At 60.3% G+C, this 23,383-nt stretch carries 19 protein-coding genes and 1 tRNA gene; 9 read left to right on the forward strand and 11 right to left on the reverse strand.

What is annotated here, in order from left to right; translation table 11 throughout:
* Positions 1-386: 386 nt before the first annotated feature.
* The 4 genes from ACSQ83_RS30030 to ACSQ83_RS30045 form a co-directional block, all read right to left on the reverse strand.
* Positions 387-463, reverse strand: a tRNA-Met gene (locus ACSQ83_RS30030).
* 95 nt (positions 464-558) lie between these two features.
* The gene (locus ACSQ83_RS30035; protein WP_436230642.1) at positions 559-2,217 is read right to left on the reverse strand and encodes an MFS transporter; all 1,659 of its coding nucleotides are present in this window, start codon (positions 2,215-2,217) and stop codon (positions 559-561) included.
* A 227-nt stretch (positions 2,218-2,444) separates the two neighbouring features.
* Positions 2,445-4,022, reverse strand: a complete 1,578-nt coding sequence (locus ACSQ83_RS30040; RefSeq protein ID WP_414950244.1) for a sensor histidine kinase — start codon at positions 4,020-4,022, stop codon at positions 2,445-2,447.
* A 24-nt stretch (positions 4,023-4,046) separates the two neighbouring features.
* Positions 4,047-4,790 carry a response regulator gene (locus ACSQ83_RS30045; protein ID WP_436230643.1) on the reverse strand — a complete coding sequence of 248 codons (744 nt, stop codon included), beginning with the start codon at positions 4,788-4,790 and terminating at the stop codon, positions 4,047-4,049.
* Positions 4,791-5,016: 226 nt separating this feature from the next.
* On the opposite strand from ACSQ83_RS30045, the gene recA reads away from it, so the two are divergent.
* From recA to ACSQ83_RS30085, 8 genes are all read left to right on the forward strand, one after another.
* Positions 5,017-6,093, forward strand: coding sequence for a recombinase RecA (recA, locus tag ACSQ83_RS30050; protein ID WP_299716559.1), 1,077 nt, complete (start codon positions 5,017-5,019; stop codon positions 6,091-6,093).
* 493 nt (positions 6,094-6,586) lie between these two features.
* Positions 6,587-7,735: a recombination regulator RecX gene (recX, locus tag ACSQ83_RS30055; RefSeq protein ID WP_436230644.1), complete on the forward strand. Its 1,149-nt coding sequence runs from the start codon at positions 6,587-6,589 to the stop codon at positions 7,733-7,735.
* Between the two features lie 197 nt (positions 7,736-7,932).
* The gene (locus ACSQ83_RS30060) at positions 7,933-8,631 is read left to right on the forward strand and encodes a DUF2889 domain-containing protein (protein ID WP_436230645.1); all 699 of its coding nucleotides are present in this window, start codon (positions 7,933-7,935) and stop codon (positions 8,629-8,631) included.
* A gap of 203 nt (positions 8,632-8,834) precedes the next feature.
* Positions 8,835-10,016: an ADP-forming succinate--CoA ligase subunit beta gene (gene sucC, locus ACSQ83_RS30065; protein ID WP_414950294.1), complete on the forward strand. Its 1,182-nt coding sequence runs from the start codon at positions 8,835-8,837 to the stop codon at positions 10,014-10,016.
* Positions 10,017-10,135: 119 nt separating this feature from the next.
* On the forward strand, positions 10,136-11,017 hold the full coding sequence (gene sucD / locus ACSQ83_RS30070; protein WP_031359567.1) for a succinate--CoA ligase subunit alpha: 882 nt from the start codon (positions 10,136-10,138) through the stop codon (positions 11,015-11,017).
* 154 nt (positions 11,018-11,171) lie between these two features.
* On the forward strand, positions 11,172-11,882 hold the full coding sequence (locus ACSQ83_RS30075) for a TerC family protein (protein ID WP_414950248.1): 711 nt from the start codon (positions 11,172-11,174) through the stop codon (positions 11,880-11,882).
* 117 nt (positions 11,883-11,999) lie between these two features.
* Positions 12,000-12,614, forward strand: a complete 615-nt coding sequence (locus tag ACSQ83_RS30080; RefSeq protein WP_436230646.1) for a pilin — start codon at positions 12,000-12,002, stop codon at positions 12,612-12,614.
* A gap of 238 nt (positions 12,615-12,852) precedes the next feature.
* Positions 12,853-14,673 (forward strand): PglL family O-oligosaccharyltransferase, encoded by a 1,821-nt coding sequence (locus ACSQ83_RS30085; protein WP_436230647.1) that lies wholly within the window; start codon positions 12,853-12,855, stop codon positions 14,671-14,673.
* 133 nt (positions 14,674-14,806) lie between these two features.
* Here ACSQ83_RS30085 and moaC read toward each other — a convergent pair whose 3' ends face one another.
* Entirely contained in the window at positions 14,807-15,286 is a 480-nt protein-coding gene (gene moaC / locus ACSQ83_RS30090; protein WP_414950251.1) for a cyclic pyranopterin monophosphate synthase MoaC, read from the reverse strand.
* A gap of 163 nt (positions 15,287-15,449) precedes the next feature.
* Here moaC and ACSQ83_RS30095 point away from each other — a divergent pair, with 163 nt between their 5' ends.
* Complete coding sequence (locus ACSQ83_RS30095; RefSeq protein ID WP_436230648.1) at positions 15,450-17,504, forward strand: M48 family metalloprotease; 2,055 nt, start codon at positions 15,450-15,452, stop codon at positions 17,502-17,504.
* Positions 17,505-17,510: 6 nt separating this feature from the next.
* Here ACSQ83_RS30095 and ACSQ83_RS30100 read toward each other — a convergent pair whose 3' ends face one another.
* The 6 genes from ACSQ83_RS30100 to ACSQ83_RS30125 all read right to left on the reverse strand — a co-directional run bounded on the left by ACSQ83_RS30100 (position 17,511) and on the right by ACSQ83_RS30125 (position 22,857).
* The gene (locus ACSQ83_RS30100; RefSeq protein ID WP_436230649.1) at positions 17,511-18,101 is read right to left on the reverse strand and encodes a DUF2946 family protein; all 591 of its coding nucleotides are present in this window, start codon (positions 18,099-18,101) and stop codon (positions 17,511-17,513) included.
* Positions 18,094-19,386 (reverse strand): YheT family hydrolase, encoded by a 1,293-nt coding sequence (locus tag ACSQ83_RS30105; RefSeq protein WP_436230650.1) that lies wholly within the window; start codon positions 19,384-19,386, stop codon positions 18,094-18,096. The genes ACSQ83_RS30100 and ACSQ83_RS30105 overlap by 8 nt, the downstream gene beginning before the upstream one ends.
* A gap of 123 nt (positions 19,387-19,509) precedes the next feature.
* The gene (locus ACSQ83_RS30110; RefSeq protein WP_414966579.1) at positions 19,510-19,956 is read right to left on the reverse strand and encodes a nuclear transport factor 2 family protein; all 447 of its coding nucleotides are present in this window, start codon (positions 19,954-19,956) and stop codon (positions 19,510-19,512) included.
* Between the two features lie 312 nt (positions 19,957-20,268).
* Positions 20,269-21,318 carry a lipopolysaccharide heptosyltransferase II gene (gene waaF, locus ACSQ83_RS30115; protein WP_414950256.1) on the reverse strand — a complete coding sequence of 350 codons (1,050 nt, stop codon included), beginning with the start codon at positions 21,316-21,318 and terminating at the stop codon, positions 20,269-20,271.
* Between the two features lie 300 nt (positions 21,319-21,618).
* Complete coding sequence (locus tag ACSQ83_RS30120) at positions 21,619-21,813, reverse strand: zinc-finger domain-containing protein (RefSeq protein ID WP_031359576.1); 195 nt, start codon at positions 21,811-21,813, stop codon at positions 21,619-21,621.
* Between the two features lie 120 nt (positions 21,814-21,933).
* Entirely contained in the window at positions 21,934-22,857 is a 924-nt protein-coding gene (locus ACSQ83_RS30125) for a branched-chain amino acid transaminase (RefSeq protein WP_414950257.1), read from the reverse strand.
* Between the last annotated feature and the right edge of the window lie 526 nt (positions 22,858-23,383).

Here is a 23,383-nt window from a genome sequence, read left to right on the forward strand (position 1 = left end):
AGACCGGCAGCAGCGAATTCCCCCGCAGGACGACGTCACGCCGCCATCATCTCCACAATCATTTACTTCTCATCGGTCGAACTACACGCTCGCGGACTATCAACAACCGTTGACGGACTTCCAATTGACTTAGTGGACAAGAGTCAAAGCGTGGTTCGGCCTTGCGTAGTCCGTCAGGGAAAAGGTCTTGCTGCGTTCGTAGCCTTTCGCGGTGAGGGACGGCACGACCACCTTAGCGGATGAAGAATTTATGAAAGGATGCGACGCGGGCCCTAACTCAGCACTGGAAATTCGATATTCGCCAAGACCTGTATCCGGATCCGGTCTGGTACGCAGCCAAACAAAAAGCCGCTACTTCTTTCGAAGCAGCGGCTTTCTTTACAACTTGGTGGCGAATCAGGGATTCGAACCCCGGACCTGCGGATTATGATTCCGTCGCTCTAACCGGCTGAGCTAATTCGCCAAGAGATCGAGATTATGAAGAGGGTTGCGAAACCTGTCAACCCCTTCCAGGCTCATTCCAAGAGACAAGATAGCTCGGAAAACGACCCCCGAAAATCAATCCGAGTCATAAACCGCCGTCCCCCTTGTCTCCTTCACAAACAGCATCCCGATCACGAACGCCGCCAGCGCGATCACAATCGGATACCACAGCCCCGAGAAAATATTCCCCTTCGCGGCCACGATAGCAAACGCCGTCGCCGGCAAGAACCCGCCGAACCAGCCATTACCAATGTGATAAGGCAGCGACATCGACGTGTACCGGATCCGCGCCGGGAACATCTCGACGAGCATCGCGGCAATCGGCCCATAAACCATCGTCACGTAGATCATCATGATGGTCAGGACGACAATCGCCATCGGCCAGTTGATCAGCGCCGGATCAGCCTTCGCCGGATAACCCGCCGACTTCAGCGTGCCAGCCAGCGTCTTGTCGAACGCAGCGCCCTGGACCTTCGCATCAGCGGCCTTGCCGTCATACGTATTGACCACGGTGTCGCCCACCTTGATCTGCGCGATCGTCCCGGCTGGCGCTGCCACGTTCTCGTAGTTCAAACCGGCCTTCGACAACGCGCCCTTGGCAATATCGCAGGAGGTAGTGAATTTCGATGTCCCCACCGGGTTGAACTGGAACGAACACTCCTCCGGGTTGGCAATCACGCTAATCGGCGCCTTGACCGTCGCGGCTTCCAGCGTCGGATTCGTGTAGTGAGCCAGCGCGTGAAAGAGCGGGAAGTACGTTAGGGCGGCAATCAGGCACCCGGCCATGATGATCGGCTTGCGCCCGATCTTATCGGACAGCGACCCGAAGAACAGGAAGAACGGCGTGCCGATCAGCAACGCCACCGCCACCATGATGTTGGCGCTCGTGCCGTCAACCTTCAGCGTCTGCGTCAGGAAAAACAGCGTGTAGAACTGGCCCGTGTACCAAACCACGGCCTGTCCCATCGTCAGCCCGAACAGCGCGAGCAGCACGATCTTGAGGTTCTTCCATTGGCCGAACGCTTCGGTCAGCGGCGCTTTCGACGTCTTGCCTTCCGCCTTGATGCGCTCGAACACCGGCGATTCGTGCAGCTTCAACCGGATCCAGACAGACACAGCGAGAAGCAGGATCGACACCAGGAACGGAATACGCCAAGCCCACGCACCGAACGTTTCCTCACCAACCGAACTCCGCACCAGCAAGATCACGATCAGCGAGATGAACAGCCCAAGCGTAGCCGTCGTCTGGATCCACGCCGTCCACGCGCCGCGCTTGTTGGAAGGCGCATGTTCCGCGACGTAAGTCGCCGCGCCGCCGTATTCCCCGCCGAGCGCGAGCCCTTGCAGCAGCCGCATCGCGATGAAGAGCACAGGCGCCGCAATCCCGATCGTGCCGTATCCAGGCAACAGCCCGACCACGAACGTCGACAGACCCATGATCACGATGGTCACGAGGAAGGTGTACTTGCGCCCGACCATATCGCCGAGACGCCCGAACACAATCGCGCCGAACGGCCGCACGGCAAAACCCGCCGCAAAGCCGAGCAAGGTGAAGATGAAGGCGGCCGTCGGATTGACGCCGGAGAAGAACGTCCTGCTTATATAGATGGCAAGCGAGCCCGCCAGATAAAAGTCATACCACTCGAACACCGTGCCTAGCGATGACGCGAAAATCACGCGCCGTTCTTCGCTCGTCATCGGTGCGTGGGAAATGCGCCCCTCGACCGTTGCCATGAAGTCGTCTCCTGTATTGATCTTTGAATGGCCTCCGCGGATAGCAGCGCCGTGCAACGATTATTGGAGGGAAAACTTACGGCGTTCTGACGAGGAAGGGGTGGGCGTTGAGACGCTTTCTTGTCTTCCTATTGCTCTAAATTCAGCAAATATGTCATCTTCTACGTCAATAAGTTGGCTAACATCCGTTTAAATCGGTTTCTGACAATATGAGGGGCCAGCCTCGATCAGGGTTTGTCCCGGGCAGGATAAACCCGCTTTAAGCCCACTCGTACAAGCGTTCCTGCTTGTCGCGGTGCTTCGCTGTACACGTGATCGTCTATATCGAGGGTGCCGCCGTGCATCGTCACGATCTCCCGGACGATTGCCAGACCCAGTCCGCTGCCATCGCCTTCGCGACCGAGAATGCGATAGAACCGTTCCACCACGCGCCCCCGTTCCGCTTCAGGAATGCCCAAACCCGTGTCTTCCACTTCGAGAAAGACGTGCCGCGTATCGGACTCGTCGGTGCGAACACGGACCGTGATTCGGCCGCCCGGTGGCGTGTAGCGAATGGCGTTATCGATAAGATTCGACAGCATTTCGCGCAACATCACCGCATTGCCTTCAACCTCGACCGGATTCGGCGGTTCCTCATAGCCAATGTCCATCCGTTTGGCCAACGCGGCCTGCACCCAGTCGCGCACGGCGAGCCGCGCGAGATCGGTCAACTCCACGCGCGAGAAAATCTGCCCCGACATCCGGTTCTCCGCCCGAGCGAGCGCAAGCAGTTGCGTCACCAGCCGCGCCGCGTGCTCGGAACTCGTCGCTATCTGTTCAAGCGAACGCTGCACTTCCGCCGATACATCCTGCCGCAACGCCAGCTCCGCCTGCGTCCTCAAACCCGCGAGCGGCGTCTTCATCTGATGCGCGGCGTCGGCTATGAACCGCTTCTGCAACTGCATGTTCTGCTCGAGCCGGTTGAGCAGATCGTTGAACGACGCCACCAACGGCGCGATTTCCGGCGGCGCGCGGCTTGCTTCTAGCGGTGAAAGATCATCGGGACGACGGGCGCGAATATTCGCTTGCAGAGCATGCAGCGGCGCGAGTCCGCGCGACAACCCGAACCAGACCAGCACGATAGCCAGCGGCAAGATCACGAACTGCGGCAGGATCACGCCCTTGATGATGTCGTTGGCCAACTGGCTACGTTTATCGAGCGTCTCGGCCACCTGGACCAGCACCGGGTGAGAGAGCGTCGGTGCTTCCACCGTCGTATAAGCGACGCGGATATCGTTGCCGCGCAGCACATCGTCACGGAACTCCACGATGCCGGGTTGCGGCCGGTCATCGTCGTGAGGCAAGGGCATATCGGCGTCGCCACCTACGAGTTCGCCGCGCGTACCCAGCACCTGGAAAAACACGCTGTCCACGTTGTCCGCGCGCAGGAAGTCGCGCGTGGCGTTCGGCAGCCGCAACTCCGCGACGCCGTTCACCGGCGCGATCTGCCGCGCGAGCACGTACGCATCCGTCTCCAGCGCGCGGTCGAATGGCCCGTTGGCAATCGACTTGGCGACGAGATACGTGACCGCAATGCTCATGGGCCACAGGAGCAGCAGCGGCGCGAGCATCCAGTCCAGGATCTCGCCGAATAGCGAACGCGGTGCGGGCTCGCCGTCGGGCTCGAGCTCGTCGGGCGGCGCGAACGGATTCGCATAACGCGCGTCGCGGGATGCGTCGGGATCGGCTTCCGGCAAATCCGGCGGAGCACGTGACAGCTCGCGCAACGCCGGAGCGGCGCGCTCGGGGGATGCTGGCGAGCCCATGGCGTGATTACTCGTGGTTACGTGTTACTTGTGCTGCGGGCTGGGCGAGACAGGCTCGTCGGCGTTTACCGGGGAGGGCGGTACAGAGGCGGCCACCGCGGCAACGGCTTTTTCAAGGCTATAGCCTAACCCGCGAACGGTTATGATCCGCGCCCCGCCGGGCTCGATTTTTTTTCTTAGCCGATGGACATAGACTTCGATCGCGTTATTGCTGACTTCCTCGCCCCACTCGCAAAGGTGGTTGACGAGCTGTTCCTTCGAGACCAGCCGGCCAACCCGTTGCAACAGGACTTCAAGCACACCGAGTTCACGTGCCGATAACTCGATGACCTGGTCGTTGATCGACGCAATCCGCCCGACTTGATCGAACGCGAGCGCGCCATGTTTGACAACAGTCGGACCGCCGCCCGCGCCGCGCCGCGTAAGGGCGCGCACGCGGGCTTCGAGCTCGTTCAGCGCGAACGGTTTGGCCATGTAATCGTCGGCGCCGAGATCGAGGCCCTTGACGCGTTCGTCGACACTGTCGGCGGCTGTCAGGATAAGCACGGGCATCTGGGAATTGCGGGCTCTGAGGCGTCGCAGGACCTCCAGGCCGGACATCATCGGCAAGCCTAGATCAAGGATCAAAAGGTCGAAAGTCTGGAGCGAAAGTGCGTTGTCGGCGTCCACGCCGTGCCGCACGTGATCCACGGCATAGCCCGATTGGCGGAGTGATCGAATGAGACCATCCGCGAGTATGCTGTCGTCTTCGGCAATGAGGATTCGCATCGTAGTGTGCGCAAAAAGCATTGCCGGCACCGCAATTCGCCCGGCGCGGCGGTCTCCAGGTGTAGTGGTGTTTCGCATGGGTCGAACGTGGCGCTGAAACTACGCGCTTCGATCGGACTTGCAAAAACACCTGTTTTTTTATACAGTGTCTGCAGCAGTGCGCCCAGCAGGAAAAAACTCCCAAGGGCATGCGCCAGACGCCGTTCATCATAGCAAAGGACGATTCATGGAAGATAGCAAGAAAGGCCCGGGCGGGATGTCTGCAGAGAAGAGCAAGGCGCTTGCCGTCGCGCTCGCGCAGATCGAGAAGCAATTCGGCAAGGGGTCGATCATGCGACTCGGCGCTGGCGAAGCCATTGAAGACATTCAAGTGGTGTCGACCGGTTCGCTCGGACTGGATATTGCATTGGGCGTTGGGGGCTTGCCGCGTGGACGCGTAGTGGAAATCTACGGTCCGGAATCGTCGGGCAAGACCACGCTGGCCCTGCAAGTGATTGCGGAAATGCAGAAGGTCGGTGGCACGGCAGCGTTTATTGACGCGGAACACGCGCTTGACATCGGTTACGCGCAAAAGCTCGGCGTGAGTCCGTCGGACCTGCTGATCTCGCAGCCGGACACGGGCGAACAGGCGCTGGAAATCTGCGATGCACTCGTGCGCTCAGGTTCCATCGACATGATCGTGATCGACTCGGTCGCGGCGCTGGTGCCGAAGGCTGAAATCGAAGGCGAAATGGGCGACTCGTTGCCTGGTTTGCAAGCACGTTTGATGTCGCAGGCGCTGCGCAAGTTGACCGGCACGATCAAGCGCACAAACTGCCTGGTGATCTTCATCAACCAGATCCGCATGAAGATTGGCGTGATGTTCGGCAATCCGGAAACCACCACGGGTGGTAATGCGTTGAAGTTTTATGCATCGGTGCGTCTGGACATTCGCCGTATCGGTTCGATCAAGAAGAACGACGAAGTGATCGGCAACGAAACGCGCGTGAAGGTGGTGAAGAACAAGGTTGCGCCGCCGTTCCGCGAAGCCATCTTCGACATCCTCTACGGTGAAGGTATCTCGCGTCAGGGTGAAATCATCGACTTGGGCGTGCAAGCCAAGCTGGTGGATAAAGCCGGCGCCTGGTACAGCTACAACGGCGAGCGGATTGGCCAAGGTAAGGACAACGCACGTGAATTCCTGCGTGAGAATCCTGAAATGGCGCGCGAAATCGAAAATCGGATTCGCGAGTCTCTGGGCGTCAATGCAATGGCCGACGCACTGGCACCGGGCGTTGCCGAAGTGGCGGATGAAGAAGAATGAGTTTTAGGCGGTAAAGATGATGCGCAGCAAGAGCCGGTTCGGATCAAAAACTGGTCGCGATTCAAATCGTGACGCGGAGCAGGACGTAAAGGAAGATCCGGACGGCTCGAAGTCCATCAGTGACGAAGACGAAAGTCTCGGCGCCGAGGAAGGGGTTGCTCGCTATGAGAGAAGTAGCGATCGATTCCGCGCAGCAGCAAGCGAACGCGCCGGTGCGGAGGGATCTGCGCCGGCGCGTCGTTCGTTTGGAAACAGCTTCTCGAAGAGCGGCGGGGTTTCTGGCGAGAAGAGCGTAAGCACTGGATTTAGTAAGGGCGGTGGGTTTTCAAGCGGCAAGAGTGCTGGCAGCAGCAGTGGTAACAGTAGCTTTGCCAGGAAAAGCAGCTTTGGGCGCGTAGGCGATTCAAGCCTGTCGTCTCGCACTAGCAAAGCTGAGGCAATTGCCGCGAGTTTAAAAGAGGCTGACGGAGCAACGACGGAGGACAGCGAGCCGGTGTATGAACGGTCGAGTGATCGTGCATATCCGAAGCGCGGATCGTTCGGCGGTGGTGGGGCGTCGGCGCGGGCATCTGCGAAGAGTGCATCGGCAGATGCGCCCGCTGAATACGAGCGATCGAGTGACCGAAGCAAATTTGGACGCGGCGGGTTGTCTGGACGCAAAGCGGCTGGTCCGGCCTCCAGTAGCAAATCGTCACCTCAGCCTGCTGACGGTGAAGACGTTTTCGAGCGATCGACCGATCGGAACACCAGCCGTCGCAAAACATCGAAGTCTGCAAAACCCGCGGACGAGCAAATCCCCGAAAGCGCTGAAAGCGTAGCGGCGCCGCGTATTGACGAGCATCGAAGTGAATCCGCGCCGCCTGATTCGGCCGCTGAATTCGAAGTGATCGATGCCGAGGAGCGCCTAAGGCGCGCTCGAGCGGTGCTGGAACAGGCTCTTGTTCAATCACAGGCCCTGCCTGCAAAAGCTGCGCGGAAATCGCAATCGAAAACGCCGGTCATTTCTCCGGGCATCGAGCGAGACATCGGCATCGGTGTGGGCGTAGCTGATCCATTCGAGCCTTTCGAACAATGCGCGCCATTAGCGGCGGACACGGTCAGCGAAAGCCAAAACGCCGAATCGGTCTATTCGCGCGGATCCACCGGACGTGGCAAAGCTTCCGCAACCAGCGATTCCAAGCGCAAGGGGCCGCAATTATCCTTACGTGGCCGAGCGCTGGGTTACTTATCGCGTCGAGAACATAGTCGCGCCGAGCTGTCCCGCAAGCTGACGCCGCATCTCGACGAAGGCGATTCCCTCGATACCTTGCTCGACGCGCTCGAGCAAGAAGGGTGGTTATCGAATGAGCGATTTGTCGAGAGCGTAGTTCATCGGCGGGGCACTCGGCTTGGCACAAACCGGATCGTTCATGAGTTGAAGCGCAACGGTATCGACGAAACGCTGATTCAGGACGCGGGCGCCGAACTGAACAAAACCGAGCTCGCCCGCGCTCGCGACGTCTGGAGCAAGAAGTTCGGCGAACTGCCAACCACGCCGGCCGAACGCGCAAAACAAGCGCGTTTTCTCGCGACGCGTGGATTCAACGGCGGGACGATCGTGAAAGTGCTGAAAGCGGGCGAAGACGAATTTATCGACGAATAGGCGTGGGCGTTATTTTGACCCTACGATGCGAACCCCATTGTTGAGCGGAATTCCCCGCCGCTCGCGGCCATATCGAAACAAACCTTTGCTCAAGCCTCCTCATTGCCCTTCAAGCTTCCCTGCGGCAACCCGGTTCGGCTGAGAATGCTCAGTATGGTAAAATTTCGGCGTTTTCTCATTACGGCCTTCCTCTGCACATGCCGCTTTCTCCGCCCGTTTCCCGACAGTTGCGCCATCGCCGCGCGATTCGAATGGAAGCGTTTGAGCGTGAAGATGGCTTGTGGGATATCGAAGCCTGTCTAACCGATGAAAAGCCGCGCGACGTCAAACTCGCGGCGGGCGTCCGGCCTAAAGGCCTGCCGATCCATGAACTCTGGGTGCGTATCACCATCGACCGCACGTTCACTATCGTCGACGCCGAAGCGGCGTCCGAGTGGGCTCCCTATGCCGGTCTTTGCGCAGCATCGAACCCTGCTTATCGCGCGCTCATCGGCCTCAATCTTGTGCAAAATTTCCGTCGTGAATCCAGCCGTTTGCTCGCTGGAACGACCGGTTGCACGCACATCACCGAACTCTGCGCCGTGTTGCCCACAGCCGCTATCCAGGCGTTCGCCGGCGAAGTGTGGAACACCGAAAAAGGCGGCGCGCCGGGCAAATCAGCGGAAAATTCAGCAAGCAACAACGCAGCAGACAGCGCATCAAACAACGCAGCAGAAACCGACAAACCCCCATTCCAGCTTGGACGTTGCAACGCATTGCGTTTCGACGGCGAAGCTGTTCGGCAATATTATCCGCGCTGGTTTGGCCACGCGCCTCGTGGCGCGGCAGACCGGATAGCGGATCAGGACAACTCCAAAAAGGCCGGAAGCGAAGTGGAGCCGGCTCAGCGAAATTAATCGGGATTAGTCGACCCTAAGCGAATTTAGCGAGAGCAGGTTCCGAGAACTGGCCGACCAGGAAACATCAGCGTGACTTCGGACGTGTGGTCTTTTCACGCGGGAAGCGACGCTGAACGTAATTCAGGTATTCCAAGTAAATCGAGCAAGTAATTCAGGCAACTCATTAATCCACGTAATCGAAGTTCAATCCAACTCTCAGACTGAAGGAATCACGCATGAAGATTCACGAGTACCAGGGAAAGGAAATCCTGCGGAAGTTCGGCGTCGCGGTCCCGCGCGGCAAGCCCGTGTTCTCGGTGGACGATGCGGTCAAGGCCGCAGAAGAGCTGGGCGGCCCGGTATGGGTCGTCAAGGCTCAGATTCACGCTGGCGGTCGCGGTAAGGGCGGCGGCGTGAAGGTTGCAAAGACGCTGGAACAGGTTCGCGAATATTCGAACCAGATCCTCGGTATGCAGCTCGTCACGCACCAGACCGGCCCTGAAGGCCAAAAGGTGAACCGCCTGCTGATCGAAGAAGGCGCGGACATCAAGAAGGAACTGTACATCGGCCTCGTGCTCGACCGTATCACGCAGAAAGTCGTGGTGATGGCATCGAGCGAAGGCGGCATGGACATCGAAGAAGTCGCGGAAAAGACGCCGGAACTGCTGCACAAGTTCGCCGTCGAGCCGTCGACGGGTCTGCTCGACAAAGATGCCGACGACCTCTCGCGCAAGATCGGTATTCCGGAAGGCTCGATCCCGCAAGCGCGCGCGATCCTGCAAGGCCTGTACAAGGCATTCTGGGAAACGGACGCATCGCTGGCCGAAATCAACCCGCTGATCGTCACCGGCGACGGCAAGGTGATCGCACTCGACGCCAAGTTCAACTTCGACGCTAACGCGCTGTTCCGTCACCCGGACATCGTCGCGTATCGCGATATCGACGAAGAAGATCCGGCTGAAGTGGAAGCGTCGAAGTTCGATCTGGCCTACATCTCGCTCGATGGCAACATCGGCTGCCTGGTGAACGGCGCGGGTCTGGCAATGGCCACCATGGACACGATCAAGCTGTTCGGCGGCGAGCCGGCCAACTTCCTTGACGTGGGCGGCGGTGCGACGACCGAGAAGGTTACGGAAGCCTTCAAGATCATGTTGAAGAACCCGAACCTCAAGGCAATCCTCGTGAACATCTTCGGCGGCATCATGCGCTGCGATGTGATCGCGGAAGGCGTGATCGAAGCGTCGAAGGCTGTGTCGCTGAAGGTGCCTCTGGTCGTGCGCATGAAGGGCACGAACGAAGATCTCGGCAAGAAGATGCTGGCGGATTCAGGCTTGCCGATCATCGCGGCCGACAGCATGGAAGAAGCTGCGCAGAAGGTTGTCGCGGCAGCCGAGGGCAAGTAAGCGCCAGGTTTAATCCGGCAATTACGAGCGTTCCACCAGACACGAAAGGCGGCGTGCGTGCCTGAGTGCTCCATGAGCATTCGAGGCGCGGGCGGCGTCGACGAACAGAGGTCACAACTATGTCGATTCTGATCAACAAAGACACCAAGGTCATCACCCAGGGTATTACCGGCAAGACCGGTCAGTTCCACACCCGCGCTTGCCGCGAGTATGCGAACGGCCGTGAAGCGTACGTGGCGGGCGTGAACCCGAAGCGGGCCGGCGAAGATTTCGAAGGCATCCCAATCTACGCAAGCGTCGCGGAAGCGAAGGCTGAAACGGGTGCAACCGTTTCGGTGATCTACGTGCCGCCGGCTGGCGCGGCTGCTGCAATCTGGGAAGCGGTCGAAGCCGACCTGGATCTCGCCATCTGCATCACGGAAGGCATTCCCGTGCGCGACATGCTCGAGATCAAGGACCGTATGCGTCGCGAAAATCGCAAGACGCTGCTGCTCGGACCGAATTGCCCGGGCACGATCACGCCGGACGAACTGAAGATCGGCATCATGCCGGGTCATATCCACCGTAAAGGCCGCATTGGCGTGGTGTCGCGTTCGGGCACGCTCACGTACGAAGCGGTTGGCCAGTTGACGGCTATTGGCCTTGGCCAGTCGTCGGCAGTCGGTATTGGCGGCGATCCGATCAACGGTCTGAAGCACATCGACGTCATGAAGATGTTCAACGACGATCCCGACACGGACGCCGTGATCATGATCGGCGAGATCGGCGGCCCGGACGAAGCGAACGCGGCTTACTGGATCAAGGACAACATGAAGAAGCCGGTGGTTGGCTTCATCGCGGGCGTCACGGCTCCGGCCGGCAAGCGCATGGGTCACGCAGGCGCGCTGATTTCGGGCGGTGCGGATACGGCCGATGCCAAGCTGGAAATCATGGAAGCATGCGGTATCACCGTTACGAAGAACCCGTCGGAAATGGCGCGTCTGTTGAAGGCGATGCTGTAAGGGTTTCAGGAACGGCTGATCGACAGAAAACGCGGGGCTGCGCTATGCTTGCGTAAGCCTTTCGTAAAACGTCGGTTCTAAAAGCGGGGGAGCTAAGGCTTCCCCGCTTTTTTTATCGCGCGTTTTTTCTGTCGTTATCGTTTATTGGTTTTTCATGCTCGAATTTTTCGCCACGCTCCATTGGGGCGCTGTTCTACAGATTATCGTTATCGATATCCTCCTCGGCGGCGATAACGCCGTTGTCATCGCGCTCGCCTGCAGGAACTTGCCGGCAGAGCAACGCACGCGCGGCGTGCTGCTCGGTACGCTCGGCGCCATCGTGCTGCGGGTCGCGTTGATTGCATTTGCCGTCGTGCTGCTCGATATCCCATTCCTCAAGTTCGTCGGCGGGCTGATGTTGTTGTGGATCGGCGTGAAGCTGATGATGCCGGATCACAGCGACCCGGATATCAAGCCGACCGACCAGCTTTGGGCCGCGGTCAAGACGATCATCGTGGCCGATGCCGTGATGAGCCTCGACAACGTGATCGCCGTCGCCGGTGCTGCAGAAGCGGCCGATCCGCAGCATCGATTGGCGCTGGTTATATTTGGCTTGCTGGTGAGTATTCCGTTGATCGTGTGGGGCAGCACGCTGGTGCTCAAGCTGCTCGATAAATTCCCGATCGTGATTGCACTCGGCGCTGGTTTGCTCGGGTGGATCGCAGGCGGATTGATGATCGATGATCCGTTTCTGGACCGCTGGCCCGCATTGAATGTGCTGGGCGCCGAGTACACGGCGCACGTGGCCGGCGCGGTGCTGGTGCTGGCTTGCGGCTGGTACTTTCGGCGGCGTGTGTTGGCCAGGGAAGCGAAAGTCGCGCACTGATTTTCGGTCAAGCCATAGGCCGTCAGGCTGACTGTTGGGACCGGTTTGTACTCAATAAGATCGAAGCGTCTGGATTGCATTACGCAACCAGGCGCTTCGTCTTTTTGGGGGTTCGCAATGGCAGCAGCAATGACAGCAGCGGTGTGCAGGGTAGATGGAGCGAGTAGCGGTAAGGCGTGGTTTCGAAGGCTGGTTACGCGCGGCAAGAAACGGCGCTTCGGGATGGGTTTCACGTTGATCGAGTTGATGATCGTGCTGGCCATTGTTGGCGTGGTGGCGGCGTATGCCATTCCGGCTTATCAGGATTATCTGGCGCGTAGCCGGGTGGGCGAGGGTTTGTCGCTGGCGTCGTCGGCACGGTTGGCGGTGGCAGAAAATGCCGCGAGCGGCTCTGACTTGGGTGGTGGATATTCGTCGCCGCCGGGAACGCGGAACGTGGAGTCAATTCACGTCGACGATACCAACGGGCAGGTCACTATCGCGTTTTCCACGCGTGTGGCGCCGGCTGGATCGAATACGCTGGTGCTTGTGCCGTCAACGCCGGACAACGCCGAGACGCCGACGGCACGTACCGTTCTGACGAAGGGTTCGGTTCAGGCTGGATCGATCACGTGGGAATGTTTCGCCGCCACGAAAACGGCGTCTTCCTTGCCGGCGCCGGGCGCGGGTCCTTCACCTTCGGAAGCACCCACATTACCGCCTAATCTCGCTCCGCCGGAATGCCGGACTTAGCGAGTCGAGAGGCTTTGAGTAAAGCTGAAAGGCTGTCCGCATGAAACCGTAATCGCGGTGCTTCGTCGTCGTGACGCTTGTGAGCGAGCACGCGGATTGCGGGCAGTCTCGATGTTTTGCCGAAACCACCACGGAATTTTCAGGAATGACGGTGATTTCGGCGCATTTCCTGCCAGGCGCCGCACAGCATGAGTAATTTTTTGTATAGTGCGCCGGTTGCCGACGTTCCCGACCCCACATGCCTTCAAACATCGCGCGCTACCTTTCTCTTGCTGCCCTCTGTCTGGCGCTGACGATCCCGTTCGCGGTCGTCAACCACACCTATCCCATTCCGACCTTCTACGCCGAGTTCAGCGCGCTTGCACTGTTCCTGATGCTTGGCGGGGGAATGGCGCTGATCGTGCGGATGTCCGAGCCGCGCGTGCCATTCGCGACTCCGGTTATCGCGTTGATGCCGCTTGTGCTTGGGCTTCTTCTCGTGGCGCAGACCGTGGTTTTGCCCGTGTCGCAGCCGTCGATGAACTGGCTCGGCGGCGGCTATTTGCTGGCATCGTTTATCGCGGTGCATACGGGTTATGGCTTCGTGCGCGCGGGTCTTGGCGAGAAGGTGTTGCGCTGGGGCGCGGCGGCGTTGATCGTCGGTGGGCTGTTCGCCGTGTTTTGCCAAGTTGTGCAGTTGTTCCACATGGAGTCGAAGTTTTCGCCGTTCGTGGTGGCTTACAACGTCACGATCGAACGTCGGCCGTTCGGCAACATGGCGCAGGCGAATCACTTGGCCACCTACATTGCGTTCGCGACGGCGGGTGCGCTGTATCTGGTGCAGACACGACGGTTGCCGGTGGTCGTCTGGTTCGTCTTGTCCGCGATATTTTCAGCAGGTCTCGCGCTAACCGTATCGCGCGGACCTTGGTTGCAGATGGGCGTGATCGTATTCGGCGGACTCTGGATGGCCTTCATTCAGGGCCGTTCGACCGTGGCCGATGACCCGGATGGACTTGCTAGCCAGGCGGCTCGCAGCAGCAAAATGCGCGCGTGGTTGATTCCGATCGTGTTGCTGGTCTTGTTCTTCGCCGTGAACGCGGTGATTCGCTGGGCGAACTTGCGTTTTCAGCTTGAACTCGGTCAATCGGCGGCCGAGCGGATGCAGGACGCGAACCAGATTGCGCCGCGGCTTGCGCTGTGGAAGTACGGCTGGACCATGTTCCTGACGCATCCGTTGCTGGGTGTCGGCTGGGGTGAGTTTCCGCTGCATCAGTTCGAGTTTGTGCGGGAGCTGGGTGGTGTTGAGATTGCGAATAATTCGCACGATATCTTCATCGACTTGCTTGCGAAAACCGGTCTGCTCGGCATGGCGATCATCGTGTTCAGCGTGGGCTGCTGGCTCGTCCGCGTGCTGCGTGCGCCGCATACACCTGCGCGGATTTTCGCGTTGTCGCTGCTGGGCGTGCTGATGATGCACGCGCTTGTTGAGTATCCCCAGCAGTACATGTTCTACCTGATGCCCGCGATGCTGATTTTTGGCTTGCTCGAAACGCGGCCGTTGCGGTGGGTATCGCGGCCGTTTTCTTATGGTTTGTATGTTGTGCTGGTGGTGCTTGGACTTGCTTCGCTGTACCCTATCTTGCGCGATTACAACCGCTCGGAAGTGCTCTATTACGGTTCGCAGCCGGCTGAGCAATATCGTGCGGATCCGTCGTTTTTGTTCCGAGCGTGGGGTGAATACGGCGCCGCGACATTGCTGCCGATGAACAGCCAGGACCTTGCGACGAAGCTCGCGATGCATCGTCAGGCGCTGGCGTTGTTGCCGGGGGAAACGGTGTTGCGGCGTTATGCGGTGTTGCAGGCGTTGGCGGGACAATCGCAGGACGCGCTCGATACCATCGCCCGGTTGAAGATATTCTCCACCGAGCTTCACGACTGGCCGCAACAGCTGTCGGACGTTTATCAGTTACTGGATGAACAGGGCAAGCCGCTCGCCGGGTTTAAGGCAGAACTGATGAAGATGTATGGCGTGCCGGCACCGACGACTAATGACGATGACAGTGATGACGATGATTGAGGGGCGGCCTGATCGATAACTCGATGAGACCGAAAGTCTTGAGTTCGAAGAGATCGATCAGGGTTAAAGCAAAGGCAGTTCCGACTCGCGTTGGAACTGCCTTTTTCTTGGCTAAAACGGAGGCGTTCCACGCTCAACTCCCCACCACCCAATCCCCCGATTTCCCGCCGTGCTTCTCCAGCACTTTGACATTGGTGATCGTCATTCCGCGATCCACCGCTTTGCACATGTCATAAACCGTCAGCAGTCCCACTTGCACGGCGGTCAGCGCTTCCATCTCCACGCCGGTACGCCCGACCGTTTCCACGCGTACTTCGCAAAACACGCCCGGCAAATTTTCATCGATCGAAAAATCCACCGCCACTCGCGTCAATGCCAGCGGGTGGCATAACGGGATCAGATCTGAGGTGCGTTTCGCGCCCTGGATCGCTGCGATTCGCGCGACGCCGAGCACATCGCCTTTTTTAGCCTTGCCGTCGCGGATCAGCGCGAGCGTGGCGGGTAGCATGACGATCGACCCGCGCGCGATTGCCACGCGACGCGTCTCGCTTTTATCGCCGACATCGACCATGTGGGCTTCGCCAGAAGCATCGAAATGTGTAAGTCCGGACATAAACTCTCCTTGCAACGGGCGCTCATCATAACAGCGGCGCACGGGTGGTCCAGCCGGGCGCACGCTGCTACGATAAGCCTTTCAAGTCGTTTTCGCTTATCCGTTCGCAGCGTTTCGGCCGATGGCCGCGAGCCGCCTCGGTGACCGTATAGCAGAGTTTGCCATGCGTCCAAATCGACTAGTTGCCGCCGTGTTGTGCCTGACCGTGGCCGTGCCGCCGGGCGCGTTCGCGCAAGCGGTTTCGGCCGCGCAAAGTGCGAATACGTCGAACACATCGAACACCCCGCTCACCACCGTCCCCCGCCCGGATCCCGCACCATCTCGGGCGACAAACCCAAGCATCGACGCCAACGTCTTCGGTCTCTACGGCGGCGCCGAAACCCGTTTCGCGAACCGTCCGGGTGAAAAAGCGGGTCTCCAGGCATCGATGAACACGCTCCAGTTGCCCGATCTCGGCGATGGTTCCGGCGGCACGCTGACCCCGCAAGCCGAGCGTCGCATCGGCGAACGGCTGATGCGCGATCTGCGCCGCGATCCCGATTATCTCGACGACTGGCTCATCCGCGACTACCTGAACTCGATTGCGGCGCGGTTATCGGCGGCGGCGACATCGCAATATATCGGCAGCTATCTGCCCGACTTCGATCTCTTCCCCGTCCGCGATCCGCAAATCAACGCGTTTTCGATGCCCGGTGGTTTCATCGGCGTGAACACGGGCCTGATTGCCACGACCGAAACCGAGTCGGAGCTGGCATCGGTGGTCGGACACGAGATGGGGCACGTGCTGCAGCGGCACATCGCTCGCATGATGAGCACGGGCGAGCGCAGCACTTACGCGGCGCTCGCGGCCATGCTGTTCGGTCTGCTGGCGGGCGTGGTGGCGCATAGCGGCGACCTGGGCATGGGCATCGCGATGGGCGGGCAGGCCTTCGCTATCGATAGCCAGTTGCGTTTTTCGCGCGCGGCGGAGCGCGAGGCGGACCGCGTCGGCTTCCAGATGCTGAGCGCGGCCGGCTACGATCCCTACGCAATGGTTGCCTTTTTCGCGCGCCTCGACCGTACGGCCATGGGCGATAACGGCCTGCCGCCGTATCTGCGCACGCATCCGCTGACCGGCGAACGCATGGCCGATATGGAGGACCGGGCACGCCGGGTGTCGTATCGACAACCCCGGCAGGGTCCGGAGTACGGTTTTGTGCGGGCGCGGGCGCGCGTGTTGCAGGGGAAGTCGGCGAGTGAATATCGCGATATCGCCAGCCGCTTGCGCTCTGAAATCAACGATGAAACCGCGCTGAATGTATCGGCGAACTGGTACGGAATCGCGCTCGCGCAGACGCTGGTCGGCGATTACGGCGCGGCCACTGAAGCGCTGGGTGAAGCGCGGCGGGCGTTTGAGAGTCGCGACGTGGCGGGGAATTCGGACGCGAGTGCGGCAAAACGCGAGCCGGGCATGCGGTCTATATCGGCGGAATCACGCCGGATGAGGTCGAGCGCCTCAGGGACACGGCCGGTATCGATCACGAGTGAAGCGGGCGACCGGTCGCGTCCGCAACTCCGGCAAAGCGCGGCGGCCACGCCGCCGGCATCGCTGGAATCGTCCGGAAGCGCCACTGCACAACGCGTTGAAAAAAGCGCTGCAAGCGCACCATCGATCGATGTCGCCTCGCTCGCCAGCACGGCTCTCGCATCCCTAAATGCTGCGAGTTCGTCAACCGCCCCAACCGTGAACCTTAGCCCCATCGTCGTAACAAGCCGTGTGCCCCGCAGTTCGCCGAGTCTCGATGTCCTCGCCGCCGAGATCGCGCGCCTCTCAGGTCACGGCGCCGAAGCCGTCCATCTCGCCGAAATCGCTCAAGAGCGCTGGCCCGATTCCCATGCTGCCGTCGAAACGCACTTGCAGGCGTTGTTATCGGCGCATCGATTCACCGATGCCCAGACGCTCGCCCGCCGCGAAACGCGCGACGATCCGACCCAGCCCGACTGGTGGCGATATCTGGCGCAGGCGAGTGTCGGCGCGAATGATCCGATGCAGCAGCATCGCGCCATGGCCGAGAAGCTTGCGCTCAATGGCGCGTGGCCTTCCGCAATCCGGCAATTGGAAGCGGCCCGCGATCTCAAGAGCGCGAGCTTCTACGATTTATCGACGATTTCGGCGCGCCTGCGCGACTTCCAGGCACGCTACAAGGAAGAGCGCGAGTTGGAGAAGGACGATAGTTAGGAAGCTTTACGACGCCGCCGCCCTCGCCGCCGGACTGGTGACGAAGCCAAACTTGCCCGGTACATCCACTCGTTCGATATGCCCCAGCGTCAGGTCCAGGCCAGCGGCGAAATGGAATACGCCGTTGTCATCGTCGAGATCGGCGTGCGTGGAAAACAGATCGAGATCGTGATCGTGCAATGCGGCGATACGGAGCGAACGGGCTCCTTCCGACACATCGGTGCCGTCCGAAAACAGCACACCGCCTTCATCGTCGAGCCAAACTGCCGTCGGCTCAAACTGCCCGCCTGCGTGATCGGTTAACCGCAGCGCGCCTTCCAGTTCACTCAGCCGCACGATCCACGGCGTGTATCCCAGTTCTACATACACGCGCTGCGGGCCGTTTTGGAAGAACCACTGGCCGTCGGCATCGGCGGCGTAATTGCGGTTGATGAAACCCAGCAACGCGTCGTGCCGGATGATATCGCCGGGAAGGCCTGCTGCCTGCGTGGCGTCGTCACGCATGCGCCACTGGCCGCGCCGGTCGAGCAGCAGCCAGCCGGTGCAATGCGGAACGTTCGGCCATTTGGCCAGCGCCTGTTTGACAATCTCATCCATGCTCGGAATCCGTTTGGTGTGGAGCGTGATGCGGGTGATCCACGTGATACACATGGGTCTGCAAATAGCCGAAAACCCGCTGCGACAACCAGTCGATTCGCCCAGGAAACGGCCCAGTCATGAAACCGACGTGGCCGCCATGCTCGGGTTGATCGAGGGTGACCGCCGCCGAAACTTCCGCCGCCGACGGCAACACGCGCCCAGGCAGGAACGGATCGTTGCGGGCGTTCAAAACCAGCGTTGGAATGGCGATGCGCGGCAGATAGGGCCGCGTGGTCGCTCGGGTCCAGTAGTCCTCGGTATCGCGGAAACCGTGAACGGGCGCGGTCACGGCGTTATCGAAGGCGTGCATGGTGCGGGCCGCGAGCATGGCGTCGCGGTCGAACAGGCCGGGATACTGGTCGAGTTTCGCCAGCGCCTTGCGCTTGAGCGTCTTGAGGAAGTTACGCGTATAGACCATGCCGAAACCCTGCGATATTGCGTGGCCGCCGGCGTGGACATCGAGCGGAGCGGAAATCGCGGCGGCTGCATCCAGGATGGCGGTCGCGTCCTGTTCCTGCTCACAGAGCCATCGCAACAGCACATTGCCGCCCAGCGATACCCCCGCCGCGATCACCGGCCCGGCATGTTGCGCCTTCAATCGACGCAAGACCCAGTCGACTTCGGCGCTATCGGCGAGATGGTAGAAGCGCGGAAGGAGATTCATCGAACCGCCGCAACTGCGGAAATGCGGCACGACGCCAAACCAGCCGCGCGCCTTCGCTTCGGCCATCAGCACGCGTGCGTAATGCGAGTCGGAGCTGCCTTCGAGGCCGTGGAAGAGTACGAATAGCGGAGCTGTCGGGTTGGGAGCTGGCGCCGCGCCCGAGCCGCGGTTTGCGGCTTCATCGAACGATTTCGCGACGGAGTCGGCGTCGCGGAGTTCGCCCGGAGCAGGATGCGAAGGTTGCGAGCCGTTAGCGGTGGCGGCATCGGAATGACCCCGCTCATTGCCTTCACCTTCAACGTCATAAGCCAGCCAGTCGAGATCGATGAAATCGCCGTCCGGGGTGTTCCACCTTTCCCGTCGATATTTCACCGCCGGCCGCGGCGCGAATAACGCCGGAACAATAGTCTGCGCGTGCGCGGTAGGTAGCCATCGAGGCGCCCGGTACAGCCATTCGGCCAGTGGTTCAAGCGTTGCCTGGCTTACCGCGTCGAGAGCGGCCGAGGCGTTTTGCTCAAGCGCGGAGGGAGGCTCCAGCGCCGGAGCGTCAGGGATGAGATGAGCGTGCTCGCGTTTCATGGCGCGTCTTCAAACAGGATGCAGGATGCGAACGGATGCCGACGGTCTGCAGATCAAACTATGACAGCAATCGTCGAGCCGCGGACGCCGGCCACCTCGCCGAGCCGATCCGCACAAACGATGTCAATGCAGTGGACCTTGTCCATGTCGCATTTTCGCCGCAACTTGGCCTGCGGCTTCGTCTGGCATCGCACTAGCGTGGATATGTGCAATGCGCCATTCACCACGTTCGTGGACCATTACATACGTGCTGAACACCATGACGGGCGTGCTGCCCGGTTCGGAGGGCTGATGTGCTTCGGCGATGGCGTACACCACGGTGCCGAGACTGTCGTATACACGGATATCGAGCGGCTCGACCGTGACCGGCTGGTTCCCCAGTTGCGTCGCCAGGCCCGCGCGAATACTGTCCAGGCCGCTCAGATGCGAGCCGTCCGCACAAATAAACGTGGCGAATTCCTCGTCGATCCAGAGCGCCATGATGCTGTCGATATTGCCCTCCGCGACAGCCTGGTAATAGGCGTTGAGGGTATCGGCGGCGGCTTCGAAGAGGCGGGCAAAACGTGGCATGGCTAGTGGGTCTCTAACGGTCGATGCACGGCGCCGATGTTCTCTGACAGCAAGGCGCGACGGTTCGGTCAAGTTTCAAAAGCATGCCCCGGCTTAGGGACATTGGCATGTCAGGACTTGCCAGGAGCCGCAAACACGCCGCCGATAGGAACTCGGGAGGACGCGGACACGGCGCCGGGAAAGCTGGCGTGGCGGATGTTGCCCTGACGAAGTCATGAAGCAACCTTCGAAGCGGCCGGGCCAAACCCGCTCGGTCAGACTCGCTCGATCTTCTTGAGCTGCGTCGCCGAAGCCGCTCCAGCACAACCCGCTTTAATGATGCTGCATCATCAGCATGCCGCGTAAATCGCCGAAAACCTGCTCGGCGCCGAGTTCACGCAAACAGTTCAAATGACCCAGCGGACACTCGCGGGCAAAGCAAGGACTGCATTCGAGGTGCAGCCATTGTACCTTTGCGAGATCGGACAGGGGCGGCGTGTGGCGCGGGTCGGTCGAGCCGAACACGGCCACCAGCGGGCGGCGCAGCGCGGCGGCAACATGCATCAGGCCGGAATCGTTGGTGACGACCGCGCTCGCGCGCGAGATCAGCGCGCAGGCTTCGCCGAGAGACGTCTGGCCGCACAGGTTGCGCACGTTCGGCGCGCGATCGGCAATGGCCTGTGCGATGGGCGAATCTTTCGGCGACCCAAGCGCGACGATCCGCGCATACGGGAACGACTGCGCGATGAACTGCGCAAGCGTCGCGAAATGCTCCGGCGGCCAGCGTTTTGCGGGACCGTATTCCGCGCCCGGGCAAAACACGACGAGCGGCGCGCGGGTATCGAGATTAAAGCGGGCGGAAACGCGCGCCGCTTCGTTCAGGTCGGTATCGAGTCGCGGCACCGGCATGGGAACCGTAGCGTTTTCCTGCATCCACGGCAGCTTCGCGCCCGGCGCGTAGGCGAGGGCGGCGTACTGGCCCACCATGGGCGGACGTTGCCCCTTGGCCGGATTCGCGTGCCGCACGTTGAGCAGGCCATAACGGCTCTCACCCGTATAGCCCACCCGCAGGTTGATCCCCGCCATCCACGGAATCAGCGCCGACTTGAACGAGTTCGGCAGCACGTACGCGGCGTCGTAACCCACGTCGCGCAGATCGCTCGCGAGTTGCCATCGACGCAGCATTTGCAGCTTGCCGTGGGCGAGATCGGTGGCGTAGACGTCGTGGATCTCGGGCATGCGTTCCAGCACGGGCGCGACCCAGGCGGGTGCGACAGCATCGATGACCATGCGCGGATGCAGCTTTTTCAGCAGCGAAAACAGCGGCTGCGCCATCAATGCGTCACCAATCCAGTTCGGGGCGATAACCAACGCGCGACGCATCTATGTAAGTTCCAGTCTCAAAAATAACGCAGCTCACACCTTGGCAGGCGGACGCGTTGTTGCAATTTTGGGAGAAGGCGCCCGGCATCCAGTGTCCGATGTCGAAGCGCGAGGTGTTGTGCTCTCAGTGATTTCAGCGCATTCAGGATACGGAGCGCGGCCGGAGCGTGAGGTTCAACGGGATCGGCGGCAGCATAGGCTGATTGCAGCACAACATGACGAGTGACCGCGAGAAATAGCGGGCGGCGTGATTCAAGCCGCAAACCGCTTGTCCCCGCGAAGTCGAAAATTCGCGAAGATTCAATGACCCTTGATGTGTTCGCCGTCTTTCAGCTTATAGCGCGTGCCGCAATACGGACAACGTGCTTCGCCGTGGGAAATATCGAGGAAAACGCGCGGATGCGTGCTCCAGCGCGGCATGTTCGGGTTCGGGCAAAACGCCGGCACATCTTTCGCCGACAACTGGACCAGCGGCATTTCCTTCAGTTCGCTCATGAGGAATCTCGTTCGTTCTAGTCTGGGGACGCGGTGAGCCTTGTTTTCGAGTCCGGTATTCCTCAAGACTCGAAAAACCCGGCTCACCGCCGTACTTCATGCGTCGGGTAGCGCGTTAAGTTACTTAACCTGCGCAAGCCAACTGGCGTACTTTTCGTTCTTGCCGCTCACGATATCGAAGAAAGCGCTTTGCAGCTTCTCCGTGATCGGACCACGCTTGCCTTCGCCAATGGTGCGATTGTCCAACTCGCGGATCGGCGTGACTTCAGCGGCCGTGCCGGTGAAGAAGGCTTCGTCGCAGGTGTAGACCTCGTCGCGCGTGATGCGCTTTTCGATCACCTGAATGCCGAAGTCGCGTGCGAGCGTGATGACCGTGTCGCGCGTGATGCCGTCCAGGCAAGACGCCAGGTCCGGCGTGTACAGCTTGCCGTTGTTCACCAGGAAGAAGTTTTCGCCGGAGCCTTCGGACACGTAGCCGTCGACGTCGAGCAGCAGCGCTTCGTCGTAACCGTCGGTGATGGCTTCCTGATTGGCCAGGATCGAGTTCACGTACCAACCCGACGCCTTCGCGCGAACCATGGACACATTCACATGATGGCGCGTGAATGATGACGTCTTGACGCGGATGCCCTTCGCAATGCCGTCGTCGCCGAGATAGGCGCCCCACGGCCACGCGGCAATTGCGACGTGAATGGTGTTGCCTTTCGCCGATACCCCCAGTTTCTCCGAGCCCACCCAGATGATCGGCCGGATGTAGCACGATTCCAGCTTGTTCACGCCGACCACTTCGAGTTGCGCGGCTTCGAGCGTTGCATGGTCGAACGGCACTTCCATCTGGAAGATCTTGGCGGAGTTGAGCAGGCGCTTGGTGTGGTCTTTCAGGCGAAAGATCGACGTGCCGTTGCCGGTCTTGTAGGCGCGCACGCCTTCAAAAACGCCCATGCCATAGTGCAGCGTGTGGGTGAGCACGTGGATGTTGGCGTCGCGCCAGTCGATCAGCTTGCCATCCATCCAGATCTTGCCGTCGCGGTCGGCCATTGACATACGATTTCTCCTGGCGAGTAGTGTGCAGATATTGAGTGGGCTGCCCGGTTTGCATCAGCGCGTTTCAGCGGCTGATCGTCCGTGTCTTTCGCTGTTCCGAGCCGGGGCGCCTGTCCGGAGACGGCACTAGGGGCAGGGGATTCCAGCGTAAAACCGGCAAACAGCCGGGCGGCCAAAGACCGTCATTTTAGCGTCTTTTCGATCAAAAAATGGGCGTCGTCGGCCATTTGGCGCCTTTCACGACGCTATAATTTGCCTTTCGCCGCCGCGCGATGTGCTCAAGGTGCAGTCAGCGTCGTGGTTCGAAAGCAAACCGTGAGGAACGTCCGGAGGCCGGCCTCTGGGTCGGTCAGCCTGACGGGACGTAAGACTCGGCGTGATTCAAGGCTCGGCATAGCGGCTTCGAGTCGGGTTTCAGTCATCCTGGACAGTGATTCAGTCTCGATCCGCAACGGGTCGGCGCTGGTCGTCGGGCCTTCGCCGTTCTTCGCCCGTTCTTCGCCGAATCCGCTGGATTCGCCGCTCC

It is taken from the genome of Caballeronia sp. LjRoot29, assembly GCF_964252755.1.
Taxonomy (GTDB): Bacteria; Pseudomonadota; Gammaproteobacteria; order Burkholderiales; family Burkholderiaceae; genus Caballeronia.